The sequence below is a fragment of the Salmonella sp. SJTUF14076 genome (assembly GCF_015534835.1).
GTDB lineage: Bacteria > Pseudomonadota > Gammaproteobacteria > Enterobacterales > Enterobacteriaceae > Salmonella > Salmonella enterica.
Genome location: NZ_CP064674.1, coordinates 3,014,637 through 3,037,012, shown reverse-complemented (window position 1 = coordinate 3,037,012; position 22,376 = coordinate 3,014,637). Strand labels below are relative to the sequence as shown.

Below are 22,376 nucleotides of genomic sequence, written 5' to 3'. Positions count from 1 at the left end.
AACATGAGCACACTTGAACCTCCGGCACGCATCAGTAAACCTGGCGGCGCGGCGCTATGGTTGGCGCGAATGCAAATGAAACATGGGCGTAAGCTGGTTATTGCTTTGCCTTATATCTGGCTCATTCTGCTGTTTTTACTGCCGTTTCTTATCGTCTTTAAGATAAGCCTGGCGGAAATGGCGCGGGCGATCCCGCCGTATACCGATCTGCTGGAATGGGCTGACGGTCAGTTGTCGATTACGCTCAATCTCGGTAATTTTTTGCAACTGACCGACGATCCGCTTTATTTCGAAGCCTATCTGCAATCGTTACAAATTGCCGGTATTTCCACAATCTGCTGCCTGCTGCTGGGCTACCCGCTGGCGTGGGCGGTGGCGCACAGCAAGCCCTCCACGCGTAATATCCTGCTGCTGTTGGTGATCCTGCCCTCGTGGACGTCTTTTTTAATACGCGTCTATGCCTGGATGGGCATTTTGAAAAACAACGGTGTGCTGAACAATGTGTTGCTGTGGCTCGGAGTTATCGATCAGCCGCTGACGATCCTGCACACTAACCTGGCCGTCTATATCGGCATTGTTTATGCGTATCTGCCGTTTATGGTTCTGCCCATTTATACCGCATTAACGCGTATTGATTATTCGCTGGTGGAAGCGTCGCTGGATCTCGGCGCCCGACCGCTGAAAACATTTTTTAGCATCATTGTCCCGCTCACCAAAGGCGGAATCATCGCCGGCTCGATGCTGGTTTTTATCCCGGCGGTGGGCGAGTTCGTGATCCCGGAACTGCTTGGCGGGCCGGACAGTATCATGATTGGTCGCGTCCTGTGGCAGGAGTTTTTCAATAACCGCGACTGGCCGGTGGCTTCTGCGGTCGCCATTATTATGTTGCTGCTGCTGATAGCCCCGATCATGTGGTTCCATAAACATCAGCAAAAAAGTGTGGGGGAGCACGGATGAATAACTTACCGGTCGTTCGCTCGCCCTGGCGCATTCTGATTCTGGTGCTGGGGTTTACTTTTCTCTATGCGCCGATGTTAATGTTGGTGATTTACTCGTTTAACAGTTCGAAGCTGGTGACGGTGTGGGCGGGATGGTCGACGCGCTGGTATGGCGAGCTCTTTCGGGATACCGCCATGATGAGCGCAGTGGGACTAAGCCTGACAATTGCCGCCTGCGCGGCGACGATGGCGGTGGTGCTCGGTACCATTGCTGCGGTGGTGATGGTGCGATTTGGACGGTTTCGCGGCGCAAACGGCTTTGCGTTTATGATCACCGCGCCGCTGGTGATGCCGGATGTGATTACCGGGCTGTCGCTGCTGCTGCTGTTTGTCGCGCTCGGTCATGCTATCGGCTGGCCCTCCGATCGCGGGATGCTGACCATCTGGTTGGCGCACGTCACGTTCTGTACCGCCTACGTGGCAGTGGTGATCGCTTCGCGATTACGCGAACTGGATCGTTCGATTGAAGAGGCGGCGATGGATCTTGGCGCGGCGCCGTTAAAGGTCTTTTTCGTCATTACGTTACCGATGATCATGCCAGCGGTGATCTCGGGCTGGCTGTTGGCCTTTACGCTTTCCCTTGACGATCTGGTGATTGCCAGCTTCGTTTCCGGTCCCGGCGCCACCACGCTACCGATGCTGGTTTTCTCCAGCGTGCGCATGGGCGTGAACCCGGAAATCAACGCGCTGGCGACGTTAATCCTCGGCGTGGTAGGAATCGTCGGATTTATTGCCTGGTACCTGATGGCGCGAGCGGAAAAACAGCGGATTCGCGATATCCAGCGTGCAAGACGCGGCTGAAGCCACTAAAATCTTCCACTATGGCAATGCGTTGCCGCGCGGGTCGCGGCATCATTTTCAGGGAAGACATTCATTGGGATTTATAAAGCAATCAACCTCATCACATGCCCGTTTAAATGTGCCTACGCTGGTGCAGGTTGCGGCTATGGCGATTATTTTGATTCGCGGTCTCGATGTGCTGATGATTATGAATACCCTCGGCATACGCGGGATGGGCGAGTTTATTCATCGCAGCGTGCAGACGTGGAGCTTAACCCTGGTCTTTCTGGCCAGCTTAGTGCTGGTCTTTGTTGAAATTTATTGTGCGTTTTCGCTGGTGAAAGGCCGTAGCTGGGCGCGCTGGGTGTACCTGGCGACACAAATTATTGTAAGTGGGTATCTGTGGGCGGCGTCGTTAGGCTACGGGTATCCGGAGTTGTTTAGCATCGCGGGAGAATCGAAGCGTGATATCCTGCATTCCCTGGTCATGCAAAAACTCCCCGATCTTTTAATTCTGTTTCTGCTGTTTATTCCCGCTCCCAGCCGTCGGTTCTTCCGGCTGCAATAATGTGTATAATCGTCGCCCCGGATAATATGAAGGTTTTTTGGTATGCAGTGCGCACTCTATGACGCGGGTCGCTGCCGTTCCTGTCAATGGATTACGCAGTCGGTTAACGAACAACTTTCCGCAAAAACAGCCGATTTACATCGTTTGCTCGCCGGGCTGCCTGTTGAACAGTGGTGCGCGCCGATTGGCGGCCCGGAACAGCATTTCCGCAACAAAGCGAAAATGGTCGTGAGCGGTAGTGTAGAAAAACCGCTCTTCGGGATGCTGCATCGCGACGGTACGCCGGTCGATCTTTGCGGTTGCCCGCTGTATCCCGCCTCCTTTGCCCCCGTATTCAGCGCGCTAAAACCTTTTATTGCCCGTGCCGGACTCACGCCTTATAACGTGGCGCGAAAACGCGGCGAACTGAAATACCTGTTGCTGACGGAAAGTCAGTTCGATGGCGGCATGATGCTACGCTTCGTGTTGCGTTCAGAAACCAAACTTACGCAACTGCGCGCGGCGTTACCGTGGCTGCGCGCGCAACTGCCGCAGCTCAGGGTGATCACCGCAAATATCCAGCCGGTACATATGGCGATTATGGAAGGGGAGACGGAAATCTACCTGACGGATCAGCAGGCGCTGGCGGAACGTTTTAACGATGTGCCGCTGTGGATTCGCCCGCAAAGTTTCTTTCAGACCAACCCTACGGTCGCCAGCCGATTATATGCAACGGCGCGCGATTGGGTAGGACAACTGCCGGTACGCCATATGTGGGATCTTTTTTGCGGAGTGGGCGGATTCGGCCTGCACTGCGCGACGCCGCAGATGCAATTAACCGGTATTGAGATCGCGCCGGAGGCGATTGCCTGCGCGAAGCAATCCGCTGCCGAGCTGGGATTGACCCGCCTTCATTTCCAGGCGCTGGATTCCACCCAATTCGCCATCGCACAAGGCGAAACGCCCGACCTGGTATTGGTGAATCCTCCCCGCCGCGGCATTGGCAAGCCGTTGTGCGATTACCTTGCACAAATGGCGCCGCGTTTTATCATTTATTCGAGCTGTAACGCGCAGACGATGGCGCAGGATATTCGCCATCTGCCGAACTACCGTATTCAACGTGTTCAGCTTTTCGATATGTTCCCCCATACCGCGCATTATGAAGTGTTAACATTGCTGTGCAGGCAGTAGCGGCAAAAGCCAGGCATACAATATATCTATACTAACTGTTTAATTATCCATAAATAATAATAACCATGATCGATCGATGAAAAACTCCGATCGATCATGGTTATATATTACCCTATTTTTGCAAATCAAATCACAAATAATCACTTTAAATCTTTTAATGACTAATTTTGATTATTACAGTGCGTGTAAGGCAAAATTAGACAAGGTGGTTTATCGGGTAACTTTCAATAGCATCAGCGAAGCAATACGTAACGTCAGTAAAGGGGTCAATTATGACAACGAATAGACACGCTTATGGAGGGCGTTCAGACGATGTTTGCCAAATTTATAGATGTTATTCAAACGTTTTTAACTGAACCGGCAATATTAATTGGGATATTAGTCGGTGTTGGCTATGCGCTGGATAAAAAGACGCCTATAAAAATTATCACCGGTATGATCAGCGCGATGGTCGGTTTGATGATGGTGTTATTTGGCGGCTTTCAATTTTCAGCCACTTTTAAACCGGTTGCAGAGGCAGTCAGCAAAGCTTATGGCGTGCATGGATACTTAATGGATTCATACGCCATGAAAGCCGCGACGCAAATAGCGCTGGGCGATAATTTCGGCTATGTAGGATACGTTTTTGTACTGGCGTTTTTTACTAACCTGTTATTAGTTTTATTTGGCCGTTATACCGGCGCAAAAGGTATATTTCTTACCGGTAATACCGGGGTCTCTCATTCACAGGCGGTACTGTGGTTAATCGTCTTCTGGCTAGGGTTCGGTTGGGTACAATCCATTGTGATTGCCGGGGTATTGACCGGGGTCTTTTGGGCGTTTTCAACCACGCTTATTGTTAAACCCATCGCCAAAGTGACCAATAACGCCGGTTTTACCATTGCGCATAACCAGATGCTGGGACTGTGGTTTTTCTCGAAATTCGCGCATAAATTCGGCGATCCGCAAAAGCATGACGCCGAAAACCTGAAACTTCCCGGTTGGTTAGCCATTTTTAACCACAACGTGACGGCAATCGCCATTGTGATGACGCTCTTCGTTGGCGGTTTTCTATTGGCGACAGGGATCGATAACGTACAGTTAATGGCGAAAGGCAAACCCTGGTATATCTATATCATCAATCTGGGCCTGCAATTCTCTATGTATATGGTCATCTTGCTGCAGGGCGTGCGGATGATGGTAGGCGAAATTAACGGTTCGTTTAAAGGATGGCAGGATCGCTTTATTCCTAACGCTATACCGGCTGTGGATGTTGCTGCTTTATTACCTTTTTCGCCGAACGCGGCCACGCTGGGATTCGTCTTTTGTACCTTCGGCACGATTTTTTCCATGGGCATCCTGCTGCTCATCCATAGCCCTATTATGGTATTGCCTGGTTTTGTTCCGCTCTTCTTTTCCGGCGGTCCCATCGGCGTATTAGCCAACCGAATGGGGGGATATCGTTCCGTTATTATTTGTACTTTCCTGTTAGGGATTATTCAGACTTTCGGTACGGTATGGGCCATTCCTTTAACCGGGCTGGCAAAAGAAGGTGTGGGCTGGACGGGAATATTTGACTGGGCGACTCTGTGGCCTGCAATTTGTGAATTACTGAAATTTATTGCTTCAACGTTCCATCTTGGTCCTTATTCCATTTAATTGATTTGGTTTATATAAAGGATTTTATTATGAAAGATTCTGTAAATATTTTATTCGTATGCGGTTATGGTGTAGGCAGTAGCGTAATGTTACAGACTGTTGTTAAAAAAGCGTTAGCAAAATATGACTTCTCTTTTGATATGGAGCATACGGCAGCGGGAGAGGTCGGTGGATTTACCGACTGGGCAGATATTTATGCGATTTCGAAAAAATTGCTTGATGTTGTTAGCCTCGATCCTAAACACGGACAATATCTCATTCCCATTGAAAATATCATGGATGGCGAGTCAATAGGCAAACAGATTTACGATGTGGTAGAGAAAAATTTTCCGCACCTGCTCAACAAATGAGGGTGAGTCATGAAAGCGATTATTCTGCTGTTTGACAGTCTGAATAAAAACTATTTGCCGCCCTATGGCGATTTGCTAACGAAAGCGCCTAACTTTCAACGCCTGGCGGCACATGCCGCCACCTTTGACAATAGTTATGTCGGCAGTATGCCCTGTATGCCAGCCCGTCGGGAACTGCACACCGGGCGCTATAATTTCCTGCATCGTGAGTGGGGCCCGCTGGAACCCTTTGATGATTCCATGCCGGAATTATTGAAAAAAGCGGGGATCTACACCCATCTTATCAGCGATCATCTGCATTACTGGGAAGACGGCGGCGGTAACTACCATAACCGCTATAGCTCCTGGGACGTAGTACGCGGTCAGGAGGGCGATCACTGGAAGGCAAGCGTTGGCGAGCCGCCCATTCCGGAAGTACTGCGCGTTCCACAAAAACAAACCGGAGGCGGCGTTTCCGGGCTATGGCGTCATGACTGGGCGAACCGCGAATACATCCAGCAGGAAGCCGATTTTCCCCAGACGAAAGTTTTTGACGCCGGGTGCGATTTTATCCATAAAAATCATGCCGAAGATAACTGGTTATTGCAGGTTGAGACGTTCGATCCGCATGAGCCGTTTTATACCACCGAGGAATATTTATCGCTCTATGAAGATGAGTGGCAAGGTCCGCATTATGACTGGCCGCGCGGCAAAGTCAGTGAAAGCGAGGAGGCGATAGCGCATATTCGCTGTCGTTATCGGGCCCTGGTTTCCATGTGCGACCGCAATCTGGGACGTATCCTTGATCTGATGGATGAACACGATCTCTGGCGCGATACGATGCTGATTGTCGGTACCGATCACGGCTTCTTGCTGGGGGAGCACGGTTGGTGGGCTAAAAATCAAATGCCCTATTATAACGAGGTGGCGAATAACCCGCTGTTTATCTGGGACCCGCGCAGCGCGGTATGCGGAGCGCGACGGCAGTCGCTGGTGCAGATGATTGACTGGGCGCCAACGCTACTGGATTATTTTCAGCAACCTATTCCCGCAGATATGCAGGGCCAACCTCTGGCGAAAGTCATTGCCAGTGATGAACCCGTCAGGGAAGGCGCGCTGTTTGGCGTGTTTAGCGGACATGTTAATGTTACCGACGGACGCTATGTTTATATGCGGGCCGCGCAGCCGGGGCGTGAGCATGACATTGCGAACTACACGTTAATGCCGATCAAGATGAATGCGCGTTATGATGTGGATGAACTGGGAAAATTATCTCTGGCACCTCCGTTTAACTTTACTAAAGGGCTTCAGGTATTACGTATTCCGGCCAGGGAAAAATATAAAGGTGTGAATAGCTTTGGTCATCTCTTGTTTGATCTCAGAGACGATCCGCAGCAGCAACATCCTATTCATGATGAGGCCATCGAAGCAAGGATGATCAACTTACTTATCCGTTTGATGAAAGAAAATGATGCTCCGGCGGAGCAGTATCGCCGTCTGGGTCTGGATGTTATCTAAAAACGTAACAATGTTGTAAGCCGGGTACGCGTCAGCGTCACCCGGCAAGTATTAGTCCGAATCGCCTGTTGATGCAGGCCTTTGAGACTGATGACAAACTGTAGAATGCTCAATGGCGCTGCGCTTATCAGGCCAGGATAGTTTCCGATGGCGGCCCGTGGGCTGAATAAGGTATTTATACTGCCATTTCGCAACACGGTGGGCTAATCACATACGTTTTACTGCGGGAACCACTGATCGCTGATTTTCTGATAAGTGCCGTCCGCTTTAATGGCGGTCAGCGCATTATTCAGTTTTTCCAGCAACGCCTTATTGTCCGGGCGCACCGCGATGCCAAGTCCGGTACCGAAGTATTGCGGATCGGTCACTTTCTCTGTTGCCGGACCCAGTTGCGGATTCGTTTTCAGCCACTCATTGACCACTGCGGTATCGCCAAAGACGCCGTCAATACGGCCATTTTTCAGGTCGATAATCGCATTCTGGTAGCTGTCGTAGGCCACGGTTTTGACCTCCGGATGTTTATCCTGGAGATATTTTTGATGCGTGGTGCCATTTTCCATACCGATACGCTTACCTTTTAGATCGGTAAAGGTTTTATAGGTGTCTTTTTTGGCAATCACCAGCGCGGAGTTCGCATAATAGGGATTGCTAAAGGCGACCTGCTTACTGCGCTCCGGGGTAATGTCCATTCCGGAAATGACGGCATCATATTTTCTGAATTTCAGCGCCGGGATAAGACTATCGAAAGCATGATTGGTAAAAGTACATTCTGCCTGCATTTGCTTGCATAATGCGGTTGCCAGATCGATATCGAAGCCCACAATTTTATTACTCGCATCCAGGGATTCAAACGGGGGATAGGTGGCGGAAACCCCGAAATTGATTTTTTCAGCGGCGATGCTGCCAGTGGCGAAAGAGGCGAGTAATGCAGCCAGAACTAACTTTTTCATGATGTCACTCCCGTAATCTTATGATTATGCGCCGTGTCTGCGGCATAGATTTACAATGCCATCAATTGAATTTGTATGCAATAAAAATGATTAAATATTTTTAAATGGATAAAAAAAGACGGACAAGTTAACCACTTGCCCGTCGGGTTTATTCAATATTATGCATCGTAGGTTTGATAAGCGCAGCGCCATCTGACCATTGTCGAACGGCGGCGAGAATGCCTTATCCTGCCTGGTTAATTGCGCCGCTCAAACGCCAGGGCTTTACGCTCAATCAAACGCATCATCAGCGTCAATAGACCGTTGACGACCAGGTAAATTACGCCTGCCGCGCCAAATACCACCACATCGTAGGTACGACCATAGAGCAACTGACTGTACCCCATGACTTCCATCAAGGTGATGGTATAGGCCAGCGAGGTACTTTTGAAGACCAGTACCACCTCATTAGAATAGGAGGAGAGGGCGCGTTTAAACGCATAGGGCAACAAAATCGCTAGCGTATCTTTCTTACTCATCCCCAGCGCGCCGCAGGACTGCCACTGACCTTCCGGAATCGCGCGAATCGCGCCATAAAATAGCTGCGTGGTATAAGCGGCGCTGTTTAGCGACAACGCGATCAGAGCACACAGCCACGGTTCAGACAGTAGATGCCAGAGTAGCGGATACTCTTGCAGTGTCGGGAATTGACCGGGTCCGTAGTAGATCAGGAAAATTTGCACCAACAACGGCGTACCGGTAAACAACGTGATATAGCCGCGTACCAGCCACACCACGAACGGCGTTTTTAGCGTCAGGATGATGGTAAAAACTAACGCCAGCACCAAAGCGACGGCAATAGAAGCCACGGTCAGCGTCAGGCTGGTGTGTAGCCCTTTTAGCAGTTCAGGTAAGTACTCAAGCATTAGTCCGGCCTCCGCTCAAAACGTGTTGCGCGCAGGTCTATGCGTTTGAGAATGTACTGACTGATCAGCGTAATGACCAGGTAAATAGCCGCCGCAATAATGTACCAGTTAAACGGTTCCTGGGTGCGTGTGGCAATACTTTTGGTCTGCAACATCAGATCGTTAACGCTGATAAGGCTGACCAGAGCCGTATCTTTTAGCAACACCAGCCACTGATTACCCAGCCCTGGCAGGGCGTGACGCCACATCTGCGGCATCACCAGACGGAAAAAAATCGCCGTCTTTGATAATCCCAGTGCCTGACCCGACTCCCACTGACCAGACGGAACGGCTTTCAGCGCGCCGCGTAGCGTCTGCGACGCATAGGCCGCATACAGCAGGGACAACGCAATCACGCCGCACAGGAACGGACTGACGTCAAAGTTCTCAATCTCCATTTGCACCGGGATCTGCGTAAAGCCGAGATGGAGGGTAAACCCGTCAGACAGCGTAAGCAGGAGTTGCGAGGAGCCGAAATAGATAAACAGCACCACCAGAATTTCCGGCAGGCCGCGCAAAATAGTGACCAGCGCGGAGCCTATCCAGGCAATCGGGCGCCATTTTACGGACTCCCAGACGGCAAAGAACATGGCTAACGCGAGGCCAATGATCAGCGCGCAGACGGCAAGGCCGACGGTCATCCCGGCGGCGCTTGCTAAAGGAAAAAATTCGTTCATCAAAGATTACTTCTGGAACCATTTGTTATAGATGGTCTCGTAAGTCCCATCTTTCTTCACTTTTTCCAGCGCAGTATTGAATTTCTGCTGCAGCTCAGTGTTGCCCTGGCGTACCGCGATACCCAGGCCGGTGCCGAAATAATCTTTATCGGTGACTTTATCGCCGACCGGCACCAGCTTAGGATTGGCTTTCAGCCATTCGGTCACGACCGCCGTGTCGCCGAAAACAGCGTCGATACGGCCATTTTGTAGATCCAGCTTCGCGTTCTGATAGCTGTCATACGGTACGGTGGTGATTTCCGGATGCTTATCCATGATGAATTTCTGGTGCGTCGTACCGTTCTGTACGCCGACTTTCTTACCTTTCAGTTGATCGACGCTGGTGTATTTGCCCTGCTGACCCACGAACAGCGCGGAGTTGTCGTAATATGGCGTGGTAAACAGCACCTGCTTTTCACGTTCCGGCGTGATATCCATTCCCGCCATTACAGCGTCGAAACGGCGGAATTTCAGGCTGGGGATCAGGCTGTCGAACGCCTGATTGGTAAAGGTACAGGAGGCGTCGATCTCTTTACATAGCGCGTTGGCCAGGTCGACGTCAAAGCCGACAATCTTGTTATTAGCATCCATCGATTCGAACGGCGGATAGGACGCTTCGGTCGCAAAACGAATGGTCTGGGCTGCTGTAGCGGAAAGGCTAAAGCCTGCAATTAGCGCGGCAATCAGAACTTTTTTCATTGTCATTGTCCCGAATCTTAGTGAGAGAGATAGTTTTTGAACGCTTCGGTCTGAGGGTGGGCAAAGCAACCCACATCACCGTGCTCGACGATGTGACCATTTTCCATATAAATCACACGACTGGCGGTCTTACGCGCCACTTCGACTTCATGCGTAACGATCACCTGAGTAATGTTCGTTTCCGCCAGCTCATGAATAATGCTGACGATTTGAGCGGTAATTTCCGGGTCCAGCGCGGCGGTCGGTTCATCAAACAGCAGCACCTGCGGCTCCATCATCAGCGCGCGGGCAATCGCGACGCGCTGCTGCTGACCGCCGGAAAGGTGCAACGGATAACGATCGCTATAGGGCTTCAGACGTAGACGCTCCAGCAGCTTTTCTGCGCGCGCCAGCGCCTGATCTTTTGTCAGACCCAGTACGCGGCAGGGCGCTTCAATCAGATTCTGCACAACGGTGAGATGCGGCCAAAGATTATATTGCTGAAAGACCATTCCGACATTTTGACGTAGCTCACGAATCGCCTTATCGGACGGCGTTTTCGTAAAGTCAAAATGGTTCCCAGCGATAGTCAGAGTGCCGGAGCGCGGCATCTCAAGCAGATTGAGTACACGCAGCAGCGAACTTTTACCCGCCCCGCTTGGGCCAAGCAACACCAGCGTTTCGCCTTCGGGGCAATCCAGCGTGATATCGAACAGCGCCTGATGCGCGCCGTAAAAGCAATTAATGCCGTTTAATTGAATACTCATTGACACTCGTATACAGGCAGTCTGATAGCTATTGAAGCCGCAGATAGTACCTTTCGCAGAATAGTTATGCAATATTTATGCGTTAAAAGTTAAATATATCCCACATTCTTCCCTAAACATAGCACAAAATAGCAGGAGGAATAGTAGGTAAGAAGAATTGTCGGCATCCCGGGCAGAATGCCAGACAATTTACGGGGTTATGGGTGCAAAAGCGGGGGAATACTGTCTGTTAACGGTTTTCTATCGACTGGCGCAGCGTACCGGCAGGGGCATGGACATCTCCGCCCAGATAGCGAACGTCGTCAATCACCCAGCATGAGCCTTCGTGAATCATAAGCACTTCATCCTGCCAGCTTTGATCGCCCTGTTTTAACGCTACCCGCAGAGGAATGTTGCGCGCATCTCGGTTCGGAATGGTTGATGCGCTGGCGACGTTGGCGCTATCCGGCAGCGTAGCGCGGCTGGAGAACAGATCGCCGCTCATCAACTGGCGGTGCTCCGTATCGCGGCTGGCGTCGGTCAACAATTTCGCCAGGTTATCACTCAAGTAGGGGCGAAGCGCGGCGATATCATTGCTGTGGTGTTGAATACGGTAGTCGTAAAATTGTTGAGCCACGCTGTCCGGGCCGCCTTCCACACACGCGCCGATACGCGGGCCATTATCTTTGTAGGCGGGAGTGACGGTCGTACAGGCGCTAAGCAGAAGCGCGCACGGGATGAGCAAAGAGAGTTTAGAATAGCGCATGATGATTTCCTTATAGGCGATCGAGCAAAAACCGATCTACGATAATCAATTATATCCTTTCAATGATAGCGTATCAGCTTGATAATGCGTTTGAGATCGTGTGCTTAGCTAACCCGGGAGATTCACTATGCAGTTTTCAACAACCCCAACGCTGGAAGGACAAAGCATCGTGGAGTATTGCGGTGTGGTAACGGGCGAAGCCATTTTAGGCGCCAATATTTTCCGCGATTTTTTCGCCGGCATTCGGGATATCGTCGGCGGACGTTCCGGCGCGTATGAGAAAGAGCTGCGTAAAGCGCGTGAAATCGCTTTTCAGGAACTTGGCGAGCAGGCTAAAGCGTTGGGTGCCGATGCGGTGGTAGGCATCGATATTGATTACGAAACTGTCGGCAAGGATGGCAGTATGCTGATGGTCAGCGTCAGCGGAACGGCGGTGAAAACGCGCCGATGAAAGCGCTACTGTGGCTGGTTGGTCTCGCGTTGCTGTTAACAGGCTGCGCGAGCGAAAAAGGAATTATCGATAAAGAGGGATATCAGCTTGATACCCGACATCGGGCGCAGGCGGCCTATCCGCGCATTAAAGTCCTGGTGATTCACTATACGGCGGAAAACTTTGACGTTTCGCTGGCGACGTTAACGGGTCGCAACGTCAGTTCGCATTACCTGATTCCCGCAACCCCGCCATTATATGGCGGTAAACCGCGCATCTGGCAACTGGTGCCGGAACAGGATCAGGCCTGGCATGCGGGCGTCAGTTTCTGGCGAGGCGCCACGCGTCTCAATGATACGTCTATTGGCATTGAGCTGGAAAATCGCGGCTGGCGAATGTCCGGCGGGGTGAAATCTTTCGCGCCGTTTGAATCCGCGCAAATTCAGGCATTGATCCCGTTAGCGAAGGACATTATCGCGCGCTATGACATCAAACCGCAGAATGTGGTGGCCCATGCGGATATCGCGCCGCAGCGTAAAGACGATCCCGGCCCGCGCTTCCCGTGGCGCGAGCTGGCGGCGCAGGGGATTGGCGCCTGGCCTGACGCCCAGCGTGTGGCGTTTTATCTGGCTGGACGCGCGCCGTATACGCCAGTCGATACCGCAACGGTGCTTGCGTTACTCTCGCGCTATGGCTATGAAGTCAAAGCCGATATGACGGCGCGCGAGCAGCAGCGGGTGATTATGGCGTTCCAGATGCACTTCCGTCCGGCGCAATGGAACGGTATCGCAGATGCCGAAACGCAGGCGATTGCCGAAGCATTACTGGAGAAGTACGGCCAGGATTAACGCGGTAAATTTCCGTGATCGCGCAGCCAGGCGGCGGTGCGCTCAATGCCTTCGTCCAGCGTGATGATGGGCTGGTAGCCCAGCTCTTCCTGCGCGCGAGTCGTATCGAGCGTAAAATCAAAATTCAGTTTTGACACGCCGTAATGCGTTAGCGGGGGCTCTTTGGCGGATTTTTTGCCGAAGCGCTCCATACTGCGGGCGATCATATCCAGCATCGGGTAAGGCACAGAGCGAATGCGGCAATCGATAGTCAGTTCATCAATTAACTTTTGTACGATGCTGCGTAAGGTACGGTTTTCGCCGTTAGTGATGTTATAAGTGCGGCCAGAAGGCAGATGATCGCAGCCCGGCTGGCTGGCCAGCCACATGGCGTGGATCGCATTTTCATAGTAGGTCATATCGACCAGCGCGCTGCCCCCGTGCGGTAATAAGACGCTACCGTAATGGTGCATCATATGCGCCAGACGTGGGATAAATACTTTATCGTGCGGGCCAAACAGGCTTTGCGGACGCAACACCGTAAAACGTGTTTGCGGATTGGCCTGCGCCAACAGATTAATCACCTCTTCGCCGGCGGCTTTACTGCGGGCGAACTCATTGGCAAACCGATGCGGGCGGAAATCTTCTTTGATATCACGGTGATGGTGGTAATCAAAATAGAGCGAGGGAGAGGAGATATGAATAAAATTGCGCACGCCCCAGGCGACCGCCCATTCTCCCAGACGGCGGGTGGCGCGAACATTCGCCAGATCGAAAGCCTGTTGGGTTCCCCAGGGCGAGGTAAAGCTGGAGCAGTGCCACAACGTGTCGATCCCGGCGAGCATCACTTTAGCCTGCGAGGAGACCAGTTCGGTTAAATCCGCATGGACGAATTCCGCGCCCATTTTTTCAAGCAGCTTGCCCATCGCTTCATTGCGACCCGTCGCTCTGACGCTGATGCCTTTATTGCGCAAAAATTCAACCGCGTTTCGACCTAAGCCGCTGGTGGCGCCGGTAACCAGTACCTTCATATCAATCCACTGTGTTTAATAAACCGTCGTGCGCATTCTTCCGTGAATTACGTCGGTATGCAATGGGAAACACGAAAGAATACAGCAACTTTTTCTCATTTTTCTGTGATTTGTTCTGCAAGTCGGGCAATACGCCTTGCCATTCCCCGGAAAATAAACAGGTGCGCCGGGATCATCAGTAGCCAGTAAATCAGGCCCGGCATTCCGTGTGGATGCCACCAGGCGCGCACGTCAATTTCGCGGTAGCGGCCTTTATCGTGCAGCGTGAAGCTAAGCCGCCCCAGACCCGGCGCTTTCATGCCAAACAAGAGCGTGAGCTGTTTTTCTGGTTCGACAATGATCACTTTCCAGCTATCTACCGTATCGCCAGGCTTGAGCAAGGTATGCGACGGGCGGCCTTTCGCCAGTTTATGCCCCACCAGACGGTCCATCGCGGCGCGCGTCTGCCACAAAATATTGCCGAAAAAATAGCCCTCTTTGCCACCCAGCCGATTTACGACCTGCCATAGCGCCGATAGGCTGGCCGGGGTCTGCGCGGTAAAGCCCGCCTGCTTTGGAAAATAGCCGTATTCGGGACGCCAGCGGGCGAAGGCCAGCGCGTCGTAGCCCCAGTCGCTGGAGTTCACCAGTTTTTCTTCTTCTTTCAGCGTGCGGCGAACGGCGTCATCAAAGGTGATAAGCGTTTGGGGGATCAACTTTTTTAACGCGGCGTCATCGGCCAGCAAATCGTGCCTTAATCCCTGGATTAACGCTTTTGCGGTAGTTGGCGGCACGGAGGTAATGACGTTTAAAAACCAGACCGAAATCCAGCGGGTCGGAAAAGGCACCGGGATCAGCGGACGCCGTTTACCGCTGACGGCCATAAAACGTTCAAACTGCTGCTGATAACTTAATACCTGCGGCCCGGCGGCTTCCAGAATACGATGCTCGCGAGCAGGGTGGTCCAGTAAGCCGACCAGGTAGTAGAGTAAATTTTCCAGAGCGATGGGCGTGGTGCGCGAACGCACCCAGCGCGGCGGCGTGAGTATTGGCAGGTTGTAAACCATGTCACGCATGACTTCGAAGGCGGCGGAGCCTGCGCCGACGATGATCCCGGCGCGTAATTCCGTCACCGGCACGCCTGCGTCGCGCAGCGTGTCAGCCGTAAGCTGGCGGGCGCGCAGGTGATCGGATTGCTCATGCGTTGGCGCCTGCAATGAACTGAGGAAAATAAGTTGTTTAACCGGCGTCTGGCGCAGCGCGTCGCGCACGTTGAGCGCCGCCTGACGCTCATGGGCGATAAAATCGCCGCCTTCGCCCATGCCGTGTACCAGATAGTAAACGGTATCAATGTCGCGAAGCAGCGCGGGTAAATTTTCCGGCCAGTGCAGATCGACCTTATGACAACTGACGTTGGCGAGGCGCTGTTTTTCCAGACGTTCCACGCGCCGCGCCGCCGCCCGCACCTGATGCCCTTGCTGACTTAGCGCAAAGACCAGGTGCTGGCCGATATAGCCGCTGGCGCCGAGAACCAGAATGCGTTGCGCCACGTTGCTCTCCTTAGCGGGCTAAAAAGGCGCGCCAGTGGGCGACGACGTCGGTAAGCTGTTCGCGAGAGACATCCAGATGCGTCACCAGACGCACAATCGGCGCGGCGTTAATCAGGATATTCCGTTCCCGCAAATAGTCGCCAAGCGCGGCGGCCTGTGCTTCGCCAACGCGAACAAACAGCATATTCGTTTCGTGGCGCATGACCTCCGCGCCCGCTTCCCGAAGCTGCTGCGCCAGCCAGGCGGCGTTATCATGATCCTCTTGCAGACGCGCCACGTTATGCTTCAGCGCATACAGTCCGGCCGCTGCCAGAATCCCGGCCTGACGCATTCCGCCGCCGACCATTTTACGCCAGCGCGTCGCGCGTTTAATGTAGTCGCGGTTACCGACCAGCAGCGAACCGACCGGCGTTCCGAGACCTTTTGACAGGCAGATGGTAAAAGAGTCGCAATACTGCGTAATCTCTTTTAACTCACAGCCGTAGGCAACCACCGCGTTAAAAATTCGGGCGCCGTCAACGTGCAGCGCCAGCCCACGTTCGCGGGTAAACGTCCAGGCGTCTTTCAGATACGCGCGCGGCAGCACTTTCCCGTTATGCGTATTTTCCAGACTGAGCAAGCGCGTACGCGCGAAGTGGATGTCATCCGCTTTAATCTTCGCCGCCACGTTCTCCAGCGGCAGCGTACCGTCCGCGGCGGCGTCGATGGGCTGCGGCTGAATGCTGCCGAGCACCGCCGCGCCGCCAGCTTCATAAAGATAATTATGCGCGCCCTGACCGACGATATACTCTTCGCCGCGTTCACAATGGCTAAGCAGCGCGACCAGATTGGCCTGGGTGCCGGTGGGTAAAAAAAGCGCCGCTTCTTTACCGGAGAGGTCGGCGGCGTAGCGCTGAAGGGCGTTAACGGTAGGGTCATCGCCGTATACGTCGTCCCCGACCGGAGCGGTCATCATCGCCTCGAGCATGGCGCGGCTCGGTCGGGTAACGGTATCACTGCGTAAATCAATCATGGCACATCCCTGGATTTTAAAAGGTGATGTGCACTGTTTTACCTTAGCCAGTTCGTTTTCGCCAGTTCGATCACTTCATCGCCGCGGCCGCTAATAATGGCGCGTAGCATGTACAGGCTAAAGCCTTTCGCTTGTTCCAGTTTGATCTGCGGCGGGATCGCCAGCTCTTCTTTTGCCACGACCACGTCAACCAGTACCGGGCCGTCGATGGAAAACGCGCGCTGTAGCGCACCGTCCACGTCTGCGGCTTTTTCCACGCGAATACCGGTAATGCCGCAGGCTTCGGCGATACGCGCGAAATTGGTGTCGTGCAGTTCGGTACCGTCGGTAAGGTAGCCGCCGGCTTTCATTTCCATCGCCACAAAGCCCAGCACGCTGTTATTAAAGACGACGATTTTTATCGGCAGCTTCATCTGTACCACCGAGAGAAAATCGCCCATCAGCATACTGAAGCCGCCATCACCGCACATTGCGATAACCTGCCGACCCGGCGCGGTGGCCTGAGCGCCGAGCGCCTGTGGCATGGCGTTGGCCATTGACCCGTGGTTAAACGAGCCCAGCAGGCGGCGCTTGCCGTTCATTTTTAGATAGCGGGCCGCCCAGACGGTCGGCGTGCCGACATCGCAGGTAAAAATAGCGTCGTCAGCGGCGAAATGGCTAATTTGTTGCGCCAGATATTGTGGATGGATGGCTTTATCGCTGAGTTTGGCTAAGTCATCAAGCCCTTTACGGGCGTCCCGATAGTGCTCCAGAGCTTTATCGAGGAATTTACGATTGCTTTTTTCTTCCACCAGCGGCAGCAGGGCGCGAAGCGTGGCTTTAATATCGCCCACCAGCGCCATGTCGACTTTGCTGTGCGCGCCAATACTGCCCGGGTTGATGTCAATCTGAATGATTTTGGCATCGCTCGGATAAAAGGCGCGGTAGGGGAACTGGGTGCCGAGCAGGATCAGCGTATCGGCGTTCATCATGGTGTGGAAGCCAGAAGAAAAGCCAATCAGGCCGGTCATTCCCACATCATAAGGGTTATCGTACTCAACGTGCTCTTTGCCGCGCAGGGCATGAACGATTGGCGCTTTTAGTTTTGCCGCCAACGCGACCAACTCCTCATGCGCGCCCGCGCAGCCGCTACCGCACATCAATGCGATATTGCTGGAGTAGCGCAGCAGTTGCGCCAGTTTTTTCAGCTCTTCCTCCGCCGGCGTGACGACGGGGTGCGGGGCATGGTACCAATGAGTGACGGCGTTTTCAGGCGCAGGTTTCAGCGCCACGTCACCCGGAAGTACGACCACGGAGACGCCGCGGTTTAGCACCGCTTTGCGCATGGCGATGGCGAGTACCTGCGGGATCTGCTCCGGGCTGGAAACCAACTCGCAATAGTGGCTGCATTCACGGAACAACTCCTGCGGGTGGGTCTCCTGGAAATAACCGCTGCCGATTTCACTGGACGGAATATGGGCGGCGATCGCCAGAACAGGGACGTGGTTACGGTGGCAATCAAACAGGCCATTGATCAGGTGCAGGTTGCCCGGTCCACATGAACCGGCGCACACTGCCAGCTCGCCGGTAAGCTGCGCTTGTGCGCCGGCGGCGAAAGCGGCGACCTCTTCGTGGCGGGTTGGCATCCATTCAATGGTTCCCATACGATTAAGACTATCGCTCAGGCCGTTCAGGGAGTCGCCAGTGACGCCCCAGATTTGTTTTACGCCAGCCTGTTCCAGCGTTTTGGCAATAAAAGCGGCAACGGTTTGTTTCATGGTTCTCCATCTCCTTAAATGTGATAACGGTTACAAGTTTAGTTGAAGATGACGATGACGTTTTTCTTTGGCGAAGAGAGGGGCGAAAGGATGAAGCGAGCGGCAAATCGCCCGGTAGCGCTGACGCTTACCGGGCCTATGATGGAACGTTTACCGATTATGCGAGAACAAGATCGCCCTGCGGATGGCAGGAGCAGGCCAGTACGTAACCTTCGGCAATCTCCGCCTCGCTCAGCGTCATGGTGCTGCTCACCGTATAGTCGCCGGAAACGACTTTGGTTTTACAGCAGCCGCAAACACCTGCCCGACAGGCAGCGGCAACCGGTACTTTATTACTCTCCAGCGCCTCCAGCAGCGTCGTACCGATCGGGGCATAAAATTCCTGCGCTGGCTGTAGCTTGGTGAATTTCAGGCCGCTGGTTGCCGTTTCCGCCACCGGCGTGAAGAACTTCTCTTTAAAGAAGCGCGTTACGCCAAGCGCTTTCACTCCCTGTTCGACGAAATCCATATAGGGCGCCGGGCCGCAGGTCATGATGGTGCGCGATGCCAAATCCGGTACGCTCTGTAACAATTCCGTGGTCAGACGGCCCGCGACAAAACCTTCCGTGGCATGATTTTCCGCCACTAGCGTGACCGGATACTGTCGCCACTCGTCGGCAAAAATCACATCATCCGGCGAACGGACGTTAAAGATGACCTGCACATCGGCCTGCGGGCGGTATTTCGCCAGCCAGCGACGCATCGACATGATTGGCGTTACGCCACAACCGGCGGCGAGCAGCAGAAACTTATCTTCTGTTTTATCGTCACAGGTAAAATCGCCCATTGCATCAGACAGCCAGATGTAATCGCCGCGCTTGATGTCATGGGTTAACCACTGTGAACCCGTGCCATCTTCAATCCGACGAACGGTCAGCGTGATATATTCACTGACGCCCGGCGTAGACGAAAGGGTGTAGGCGCGCAGCGTTTCCGCTGAATTACGCACGCTCACCAGCGCATACTGCCCGGCGCGGTAAGGGTAGTAATCATGGCATAATAGCGCAATTGTCCATACATCCGGCGTCTCCTGACGGATGTGATGCACCTGCATTCGCCAGGGACACTGTGAGGTTGGCATCGTCATCATTGACCTCCTTACGCGCTCAGTAATTGCTTCATGTCTTCTTCAACGGTGGTCACGGAGCGCAGACCGAACTTCTCGTTGAGGATAGCCAGCAAATCCGGCGTGAAGAAGCCTGGTGCGGTCGGCCCGGTGACAATATTTTTCACGCCTAATGACAGCAGCGTCAGCAGAATCACGATCGCTTTCTGCTCAAACCAGGAGAGCACCAGCGATAGCGGCAGATCGTTGACGCCGCAGCCCAGTTTTTCCGCCAGCGTCACCGCCAGGATAATCGCGGAGTAAGCATCGTTACATTGACCGGCATCGACCAGACGCGGCAGCCCTTCGATGTCGCCGAACTCCAGTTTGTTGAAACGGTATTTACCGCAGGCCAGGGTCAGGATCAGGCAGTCATCCGGCACGCTGGTGGCGAAATCGGTAAAGTAGTTACGCTCGCCGCGCGCGCCGTCACAGCCGCCGACCAGGAAGATGTGACGCAGTTTTTCACGACTGACCAGATCGATGAGCGTATCGGCAGCGCCGAGCAGGGTCTGACGGCCAAAACCGACGGTGATGAGATGCGGAATTTCGCTATACGGGAAGCCCGCCATTTGCTGCGCCTGGGCAATGACCGGCCCGAAGTCATCGCCTTCAAGATGGCTAACGCCCGGCCAGCCGACGATGCTACGGGTCCAGATACGGTCGTCATAGCTGCCTACGGTCGGGTCGATAATGCAGTTAGAGGTCATCACGATTGGGCCAGGGAAGCGGGCGAATTCGACCTGCTGATTCTGCCAGCCGCTGCCGTAGTTACCGACCAGATGCTTGAATTTACGCAGTTCCGGATAGCCGTGTGCGGGCAGCATTTCACCGTGAGTGTAGACGTTAACGCCGGTGCCTTCGGTCTGCTCCAGCAGGTTGTAGAGATCTTTCAGATCGTGACCGGAGATCAGAATGCACTTGCCTTCAGTCGCTTTGACGTTGACCTGAGTCGGCGTTGGGTGACCGTATTTGGTGGTTTCACCGGCATCCAGAATGCTCATCACTTTGAAGTTCATCTGGCCGATTTCCATTGCGCACTCCAGCAGCGCGTTCATGTCAGCAGGCCAGGTGCCCAGCCAGGCCATGATTTTGTGGTACTGCGCGTAAATGTCGTTGTCGTATTGACCGAGAACGTGCGCGTGCTCCATATACGCCGCCGCGCCTTTCAGACCGTACAGGCACAGCAGACGCAGGCCGAGGATGTTCTCGCCAATGGCGGCTTTGTCTTTATTCGGGGTAAATTCCGCCGCCTGACGTTGCAGTTCGCCCAGATCGTCGCTAACCAGTTGCAGATCGGCCATCGGATTGTCGCAATGCGCATTGGCATCCACGCTCAGGCACTGCGCTTTCAACGCTTCACGCAAGGCAATCGCTTCACGGGCGTAGCCGACGATACGCGGAGAGTCGAAGTTAACGTTGGTCAGCGTGGAGAAAAACGCGCGCGGCGCAAAGTTATCAACGTCGTGATTAATGATGCCATATTCACGGGCCTTCACCGCCCAGGCAGACAAACCTTGCAAAGCCGCAATCAGCAGATCCTGCAGATCGGACGTTTCAGCTGTTTTACCGCACATTCCCTGCGCGTAGGAGCAGCCGTTTCCGGCTGGTGTACGGATGGTTTGTTCACATTGCACACAAAACATGGTCACACCTTTTAAAGTTATATTTAATATACATGTTTAAGGTTATGCCTGTGAACAAAGGGATAAAAGGGATTTCTGCCATAATGTGCAAGGAGATTGATTTAGCGCAATTTTGGCGGCAGATGCCTACCGCCAAAGAGGTATCAGGCCGAGAAGAACGCCATTAAGAGGGGGACCAGCAGGCTGAGGATAAAGCCATGTACGATAGCCGCCGGAACAATCTCTACGCCGCCGGAGCGCTGTAATACCGGCAACGTAAAGTCCATTGAGGTCGCTCCGCACAGGCCCAACGCCGTTGAACGGCTGCGGCGAATCAGACCGGGAATAAGCATAATGGCCAAAAGTTCGCGGGCCAGATCGTTAAAAAATGCCGCGCTGCCGATAACCGGTCCAAACGACTCCGTCAGCAAAATACCGGAAAGAGAGTACCAGCCGAAACCTGACGCCATCGCCAGGGCGGTTTTTAGCGGTAAGTCCAGGATAAACGCATTAATCACGCCGCCCAGTAATGAGCTTGCCACGACAACGACCGCGACCATCATTCCCCGGCGGTTAAGCACAATTTGCTTTAAGGTCATGCCGCTATTTCGTAGCTGAATCCCCACCAGGAACAATAAAAAGATCAGCGTATATTCACTGGCTTCGGTGGCGTGCTGTAAAACAGAGAGTCCGCTCAGGCCGATGACAAACCCCAATACCACTACGCCGCACAGTTGCAGCGACTCCAGCGCCATGGCAATACGCGAAGGCAGTTTTTCCTGCTGATGATGGTGACGCCACGGGAGGATACGTTCCAGCCACAATAAGGCGGCGATATTACACAATAAAATAATCGTAATACTGACGGCGGAATAATGAAAAATCGCCACCAGATTACTGGCGAGGTTATCCAAAAACGCCAGGCTTATTCCCATAAAAAAGAGAATAAGGTACACGATCCAGCTCAGTAGCCGGTTAATAAGTTGTAATGCGGCTTTATGTCGCAGTGGAATGAGATAGCCCACAATCAGTGGAACCAGAATGATTAAAAGTCCTGAAAACATGAACAGCCGGGCCCTTTTTTATTGTTTGAATAGCGTACATGACACTACCGAATTCCAGACTATCAGTAAAGCGACACCGTCAGCCGTACATTTATCAGACAGTTGCCCCAGGCAAAGGGGGGAATATCACGCCAGGCGGAAGCATTTGCCGTTATA

Annotated in this window: 22 protein-coding genes; 9 read left to right on the top strand and 13 right to left on the bottom strand. The window is 53.2% G+C overall.

All coding sequences use genetic code 11. The annotated features are described in order from the left end of the window. Positions 1 to 3: 3 nt before the first annotated feature. From potH to HU143_RS14800, 7 genes are all read left to right on the top strand, one after another. Positions 4 to 957 carry a putrescine ABC transporter permease PotH gene (potH, locus tag HU143_RS14830; RefSeq protein ID WP_017465749.1) on the top strand — a complete coding sequence of 318 codons (954 nt, stop codon included), beginning with the start codon at positions 4 to 6 and terminating at the stop codon, positions 955 to 957. Next, complete coding sequence (potI, locus tag HU143_RS14825) at positions 954 to 1,799, top strand: putrescine ABC transporter permease PotI (protein ID WP_001061629.1); 846 nt, start codon at positions 954 to 956, stop codon at positions 1,797 to 1,799. Before potH ends, potI begins: the two co-directional genes overlap by 4 nt. A 73-nt stretch (positions 1,800 to 1,872) precedes the next feature. After that, positions 1,873 to 2,346 carry a YbjO family protein gene (locus tag HU143_RS14820; RefSeq protein ID WP_000505788.1) on the top strand — a complete coding sequence of 158 codons (474 nt, stop codon included), beginning with the start codon at positions 1,873 to 1,875 and terminating at the stop codon, positions 2,344 to 2,346. Positions 2,347 to 2,388: 42 nt separating this feature from the next. Further along, positions 2,389 to 3,516, top strand: a complete 1,128-nt coding sequence (gene rlmC / locus HU143_RS14815) for a 23S rRNA (uracil(747)-C(5))-methyltransferase RlmC (RefSeq protein ID WP_023227180.1) — start codon at positions 2,389 to 2,391, stop codon at positions 3,514 to 3,516. Between the two features lie 294 nt (positions 3,517 to 3,810). Then, the gene (locus HU143_RS14810; RefSeq protein ID WP_001813014.1) at positions 3,811 to 5,154 is read left to right on the top strand and encodes a PTS sugar transporter subunit IIC; all 1,344 of its coding nucleotides are present in this window, start codon (positions 3,811 to 3,813) and stop codon (positions 5,152 to 5,154) included. A 29-nt stretch (positions 5,155 to 5,183) separates the two neighbouring features. Then, entirely contained in the window at positions 5,184 to 5,504 is a 321-nt protein-coding gene (locus HU143_RS14805; RefSeq protein ID WP_000655399.1) for a PTS sugar transporter subunit IIB, read from the top strand. A gap of 9 nt (positions 5,505 to 5,513) precedes the next feature. Beyond that, on the top strand, positions 5,514 to 7,001 hold the full coding sequence (locus tag HU143_RS14800; RefSeq protein ID WP_020839452.1) for a sulfatase: 1,488 nt from the start codon (positions 5,514 to 5,516) through the stop codon (positions 6,999 to 7,001). A 218-nt stretch (positions 7,002 to 7,219) separates the two neighbouring features. Here HU143_RS14800 and artJ read toward each other — a convergent pair whose 3' ends face one another. The 6 genes from artJ to HU143_RS14770 all read right to left on the bottom strand — a co-directional run bounded on the left by artJ (position 7,220) and on the right by HU143_RS14770 (position 11,801). Then, on the bottom strand, positions 7,220 to 7,951 hold the full coding sequence (artJ, locus tag HU143_RS14795) for an arginine ABC transporter substrate-binding protein ArtJ (RefSeq protein WP_023227179.1): 732 nt from the start codon (positions 7,949 to 7,951) through the stop codon (positions 7,220 to 7,222). Between the two features lie 236 nt (positions 7,952 to 8,187). Next, positions 8,188 to 8,856, bottom strand: coding sequence for an arginine ABC transporter permease ArtM (gene artM / locus HU143_RS14790; RefSeq protein WP_000895396.1), 669 nt, complete (start codon positions 8,854 to 8,856; stop codon positions 8,188 to 8,190). Beyond that, positions 8,856 to 9,572 carry an arginine ABC transporter permease ArtQ gene (artQ, locus tag HU143_RS14785; RefSeq protein WP_001001677.1) on the bottom strand — a complete coding sequence of 239 codons (717 nt, stop codon included), beginning with the start codon at positions 9,570 to 9,572 and terminating at the stop codon, positions 8,856 to 8,858. Before artQ ends, artM begins: the two co-directional genes overlap by 1 nt. Before the next feature lie 6 nt (positions 9,573 to 9,578). Beyond that, positions 9,579 to 10,310 (bottom strand): arginine ABC transporter substrate-binding protein ArtI, encoded by a 732-nt coding sequence (artI, locus tag HU143_RS14780; protein WP_000756587.1) that lies wholly within the window; start codon positions 10,308 to 10,310, stop codon positions 9,579 to 9,581. Positions 10,311 to 10,327: 17 nt separating this feature from the next. Continuing rightward, entirely contained in the window at positions 10,328 to 11,056 is a 729-nt protein-coding gene (gene artP, locus HU143_RS14775; RefSeq protein ID WP_023227178.1) for an arginine ABC transporter ATP-binding protein ArtP, read from the bottom strand. A 229-nt stretch (positions 11,057 to 11,285) separates the two neighbouring features. Further along, the gene (locus HU143_RS14770) at positions 11,286 to 11,801 is read right to left on the bottom strand and encodes a lipoprotein (protein WP_001270724.1); all 516 of its coding nucleotides are present in this window, start codon (positions 11,799 to 11,801) and stop codon (positions 11,286 to 11,288) included. 127 nt (positions 11,802 to 11,928) lie between these two features. Here HU143_RS14770 and HU143_RS14765 point away from each other — a divergent pair, with 127 nt between their 5' ends. Further along, positions 11,929 to 12,252 (top strand): heavy metal-binding domain-containing protein, encoded by a 324-nt coding sequence (locus HU143_RS14765; protein ID WP_001160725.1) that lies wholly within the window; start codon positions 11,929 to 11,931, stop codon positions 12,250 to 12,252. After that, the gene (locus HU143_RS14760) at positions 12,249 to 13,079 is read left to right on the top strand and encodes an N-acetylmuramoyl-L-alanine amidase (protein ID WP_000645850.1); all 831 of its coding nucleotides are present in this window, start codon (positions 12,249 to 12,251) and stop codon (positions 13,077 to 13,079) included. The genes HU143_RS14765 and HU143_RS14760 overlap by 4 nt, the downstream gene beginning before the upstream one ends. Here the strand turns inward: HU143_RS14760 and HU143_RS14755 are convergent. From HU143_RS14755 to HU143_RS14725, 7 genes are all read right to left on the bottom strand, one after another. Beyond that, entirely contained in the window at positions 13,076 to 14,089 is a 1,014-nt protein-coding gene (locus tag HU143_RS14755; protein WP_023227177.1) for an NAD-dependent epimerase/dehydratase family protein, read from the bottom strand. The genes HU143_RS14760 and HU143_RS14755 overlap by 4 nt on opposite strands. Positions 14,090 to 14,184: 95 nt before the next feature. Then, complete coding sequence (locus tag HU143_RS14750) at positions 14,185 to 15,618, bottom strand: SDR family oxidoreductase (protein ID WP_000079017.1); 1,434 nt, start codon at positions 15,616 to 15,618, stop codon at positions 14,185 to 14,187. A gap of 10 nt (positions 15,619 to 15,628) precedes the next feature. Further along, positions 15,629 to 16,630, bottom strand: coding sequence for a low-specificity L-threonine aldolase (gene ltaE, locus HU143_RS14745; protein WP_000566422.1), 1,002 nt, complete (start codon positions 16,628 to 16,630; stop codon positions 15,629 to 15,631). A gap of 38 nt (positions 16,631 to 16,668) precedes the next feature. Then, the gene (gene poxB, locus HU143_RS14740; RefSeq protein WP_000815309.1) at positions 16,669 to 18,387 is read right to left on the bottom strand and encodes a ubiquinone-dependent pyruvate dehydrogenase; all 1,719 of its coding nucleotides are present in this window, start codon (positions 18,385 to 18,387) and stop codon (positions 16,669 to 16,671) included. A 157-nt stretch (positions 18,388 to 18,544) separates the two neighbouring features. Continuing rightward, complete coding sequence (gene hcr / locus HU143_RS14735) at positions 18,545 to 19,513, bottom strand: NADH oxidoreductase (protein ID WP_001667939.1); 969 nt, start codon at positions 19,511 to 19,513, stop codon at positions 18,545 to 18,547. An 11-nt stretch (positions 19,514 to 19,524) separates the two neighbouring features. Further along, the gene (hcp, locus tag HU143_RS14730; RefSeq protein WP_000458785.1) at positions 19,525 to 21,177 is read right to left on the bottom strand and encodes a hydroxylamine reductase; all 1,653 of its coding nucleotides are present in this window, start codon (positions 21,175 to 21,177) and stop codon (positions 19,525 to 19,527) included. Positions 21,178 to 21,320: 143 nt separating this feature from the next. After that, positions 21,321 to 22,220: a lysine exporter LysO family protein gene (locus HU143_RS14725; RefSeq protein WP_001648559.1), complete on the bottom strand. Its 900-nt coding sequence runs from the start codon at positions 22,218 to 22,220 to the stop codon at positions 21,321 to 21,323. Between the last annotated feature and the right edge of the window lie 156 nt (positions 22,221 to 22,376).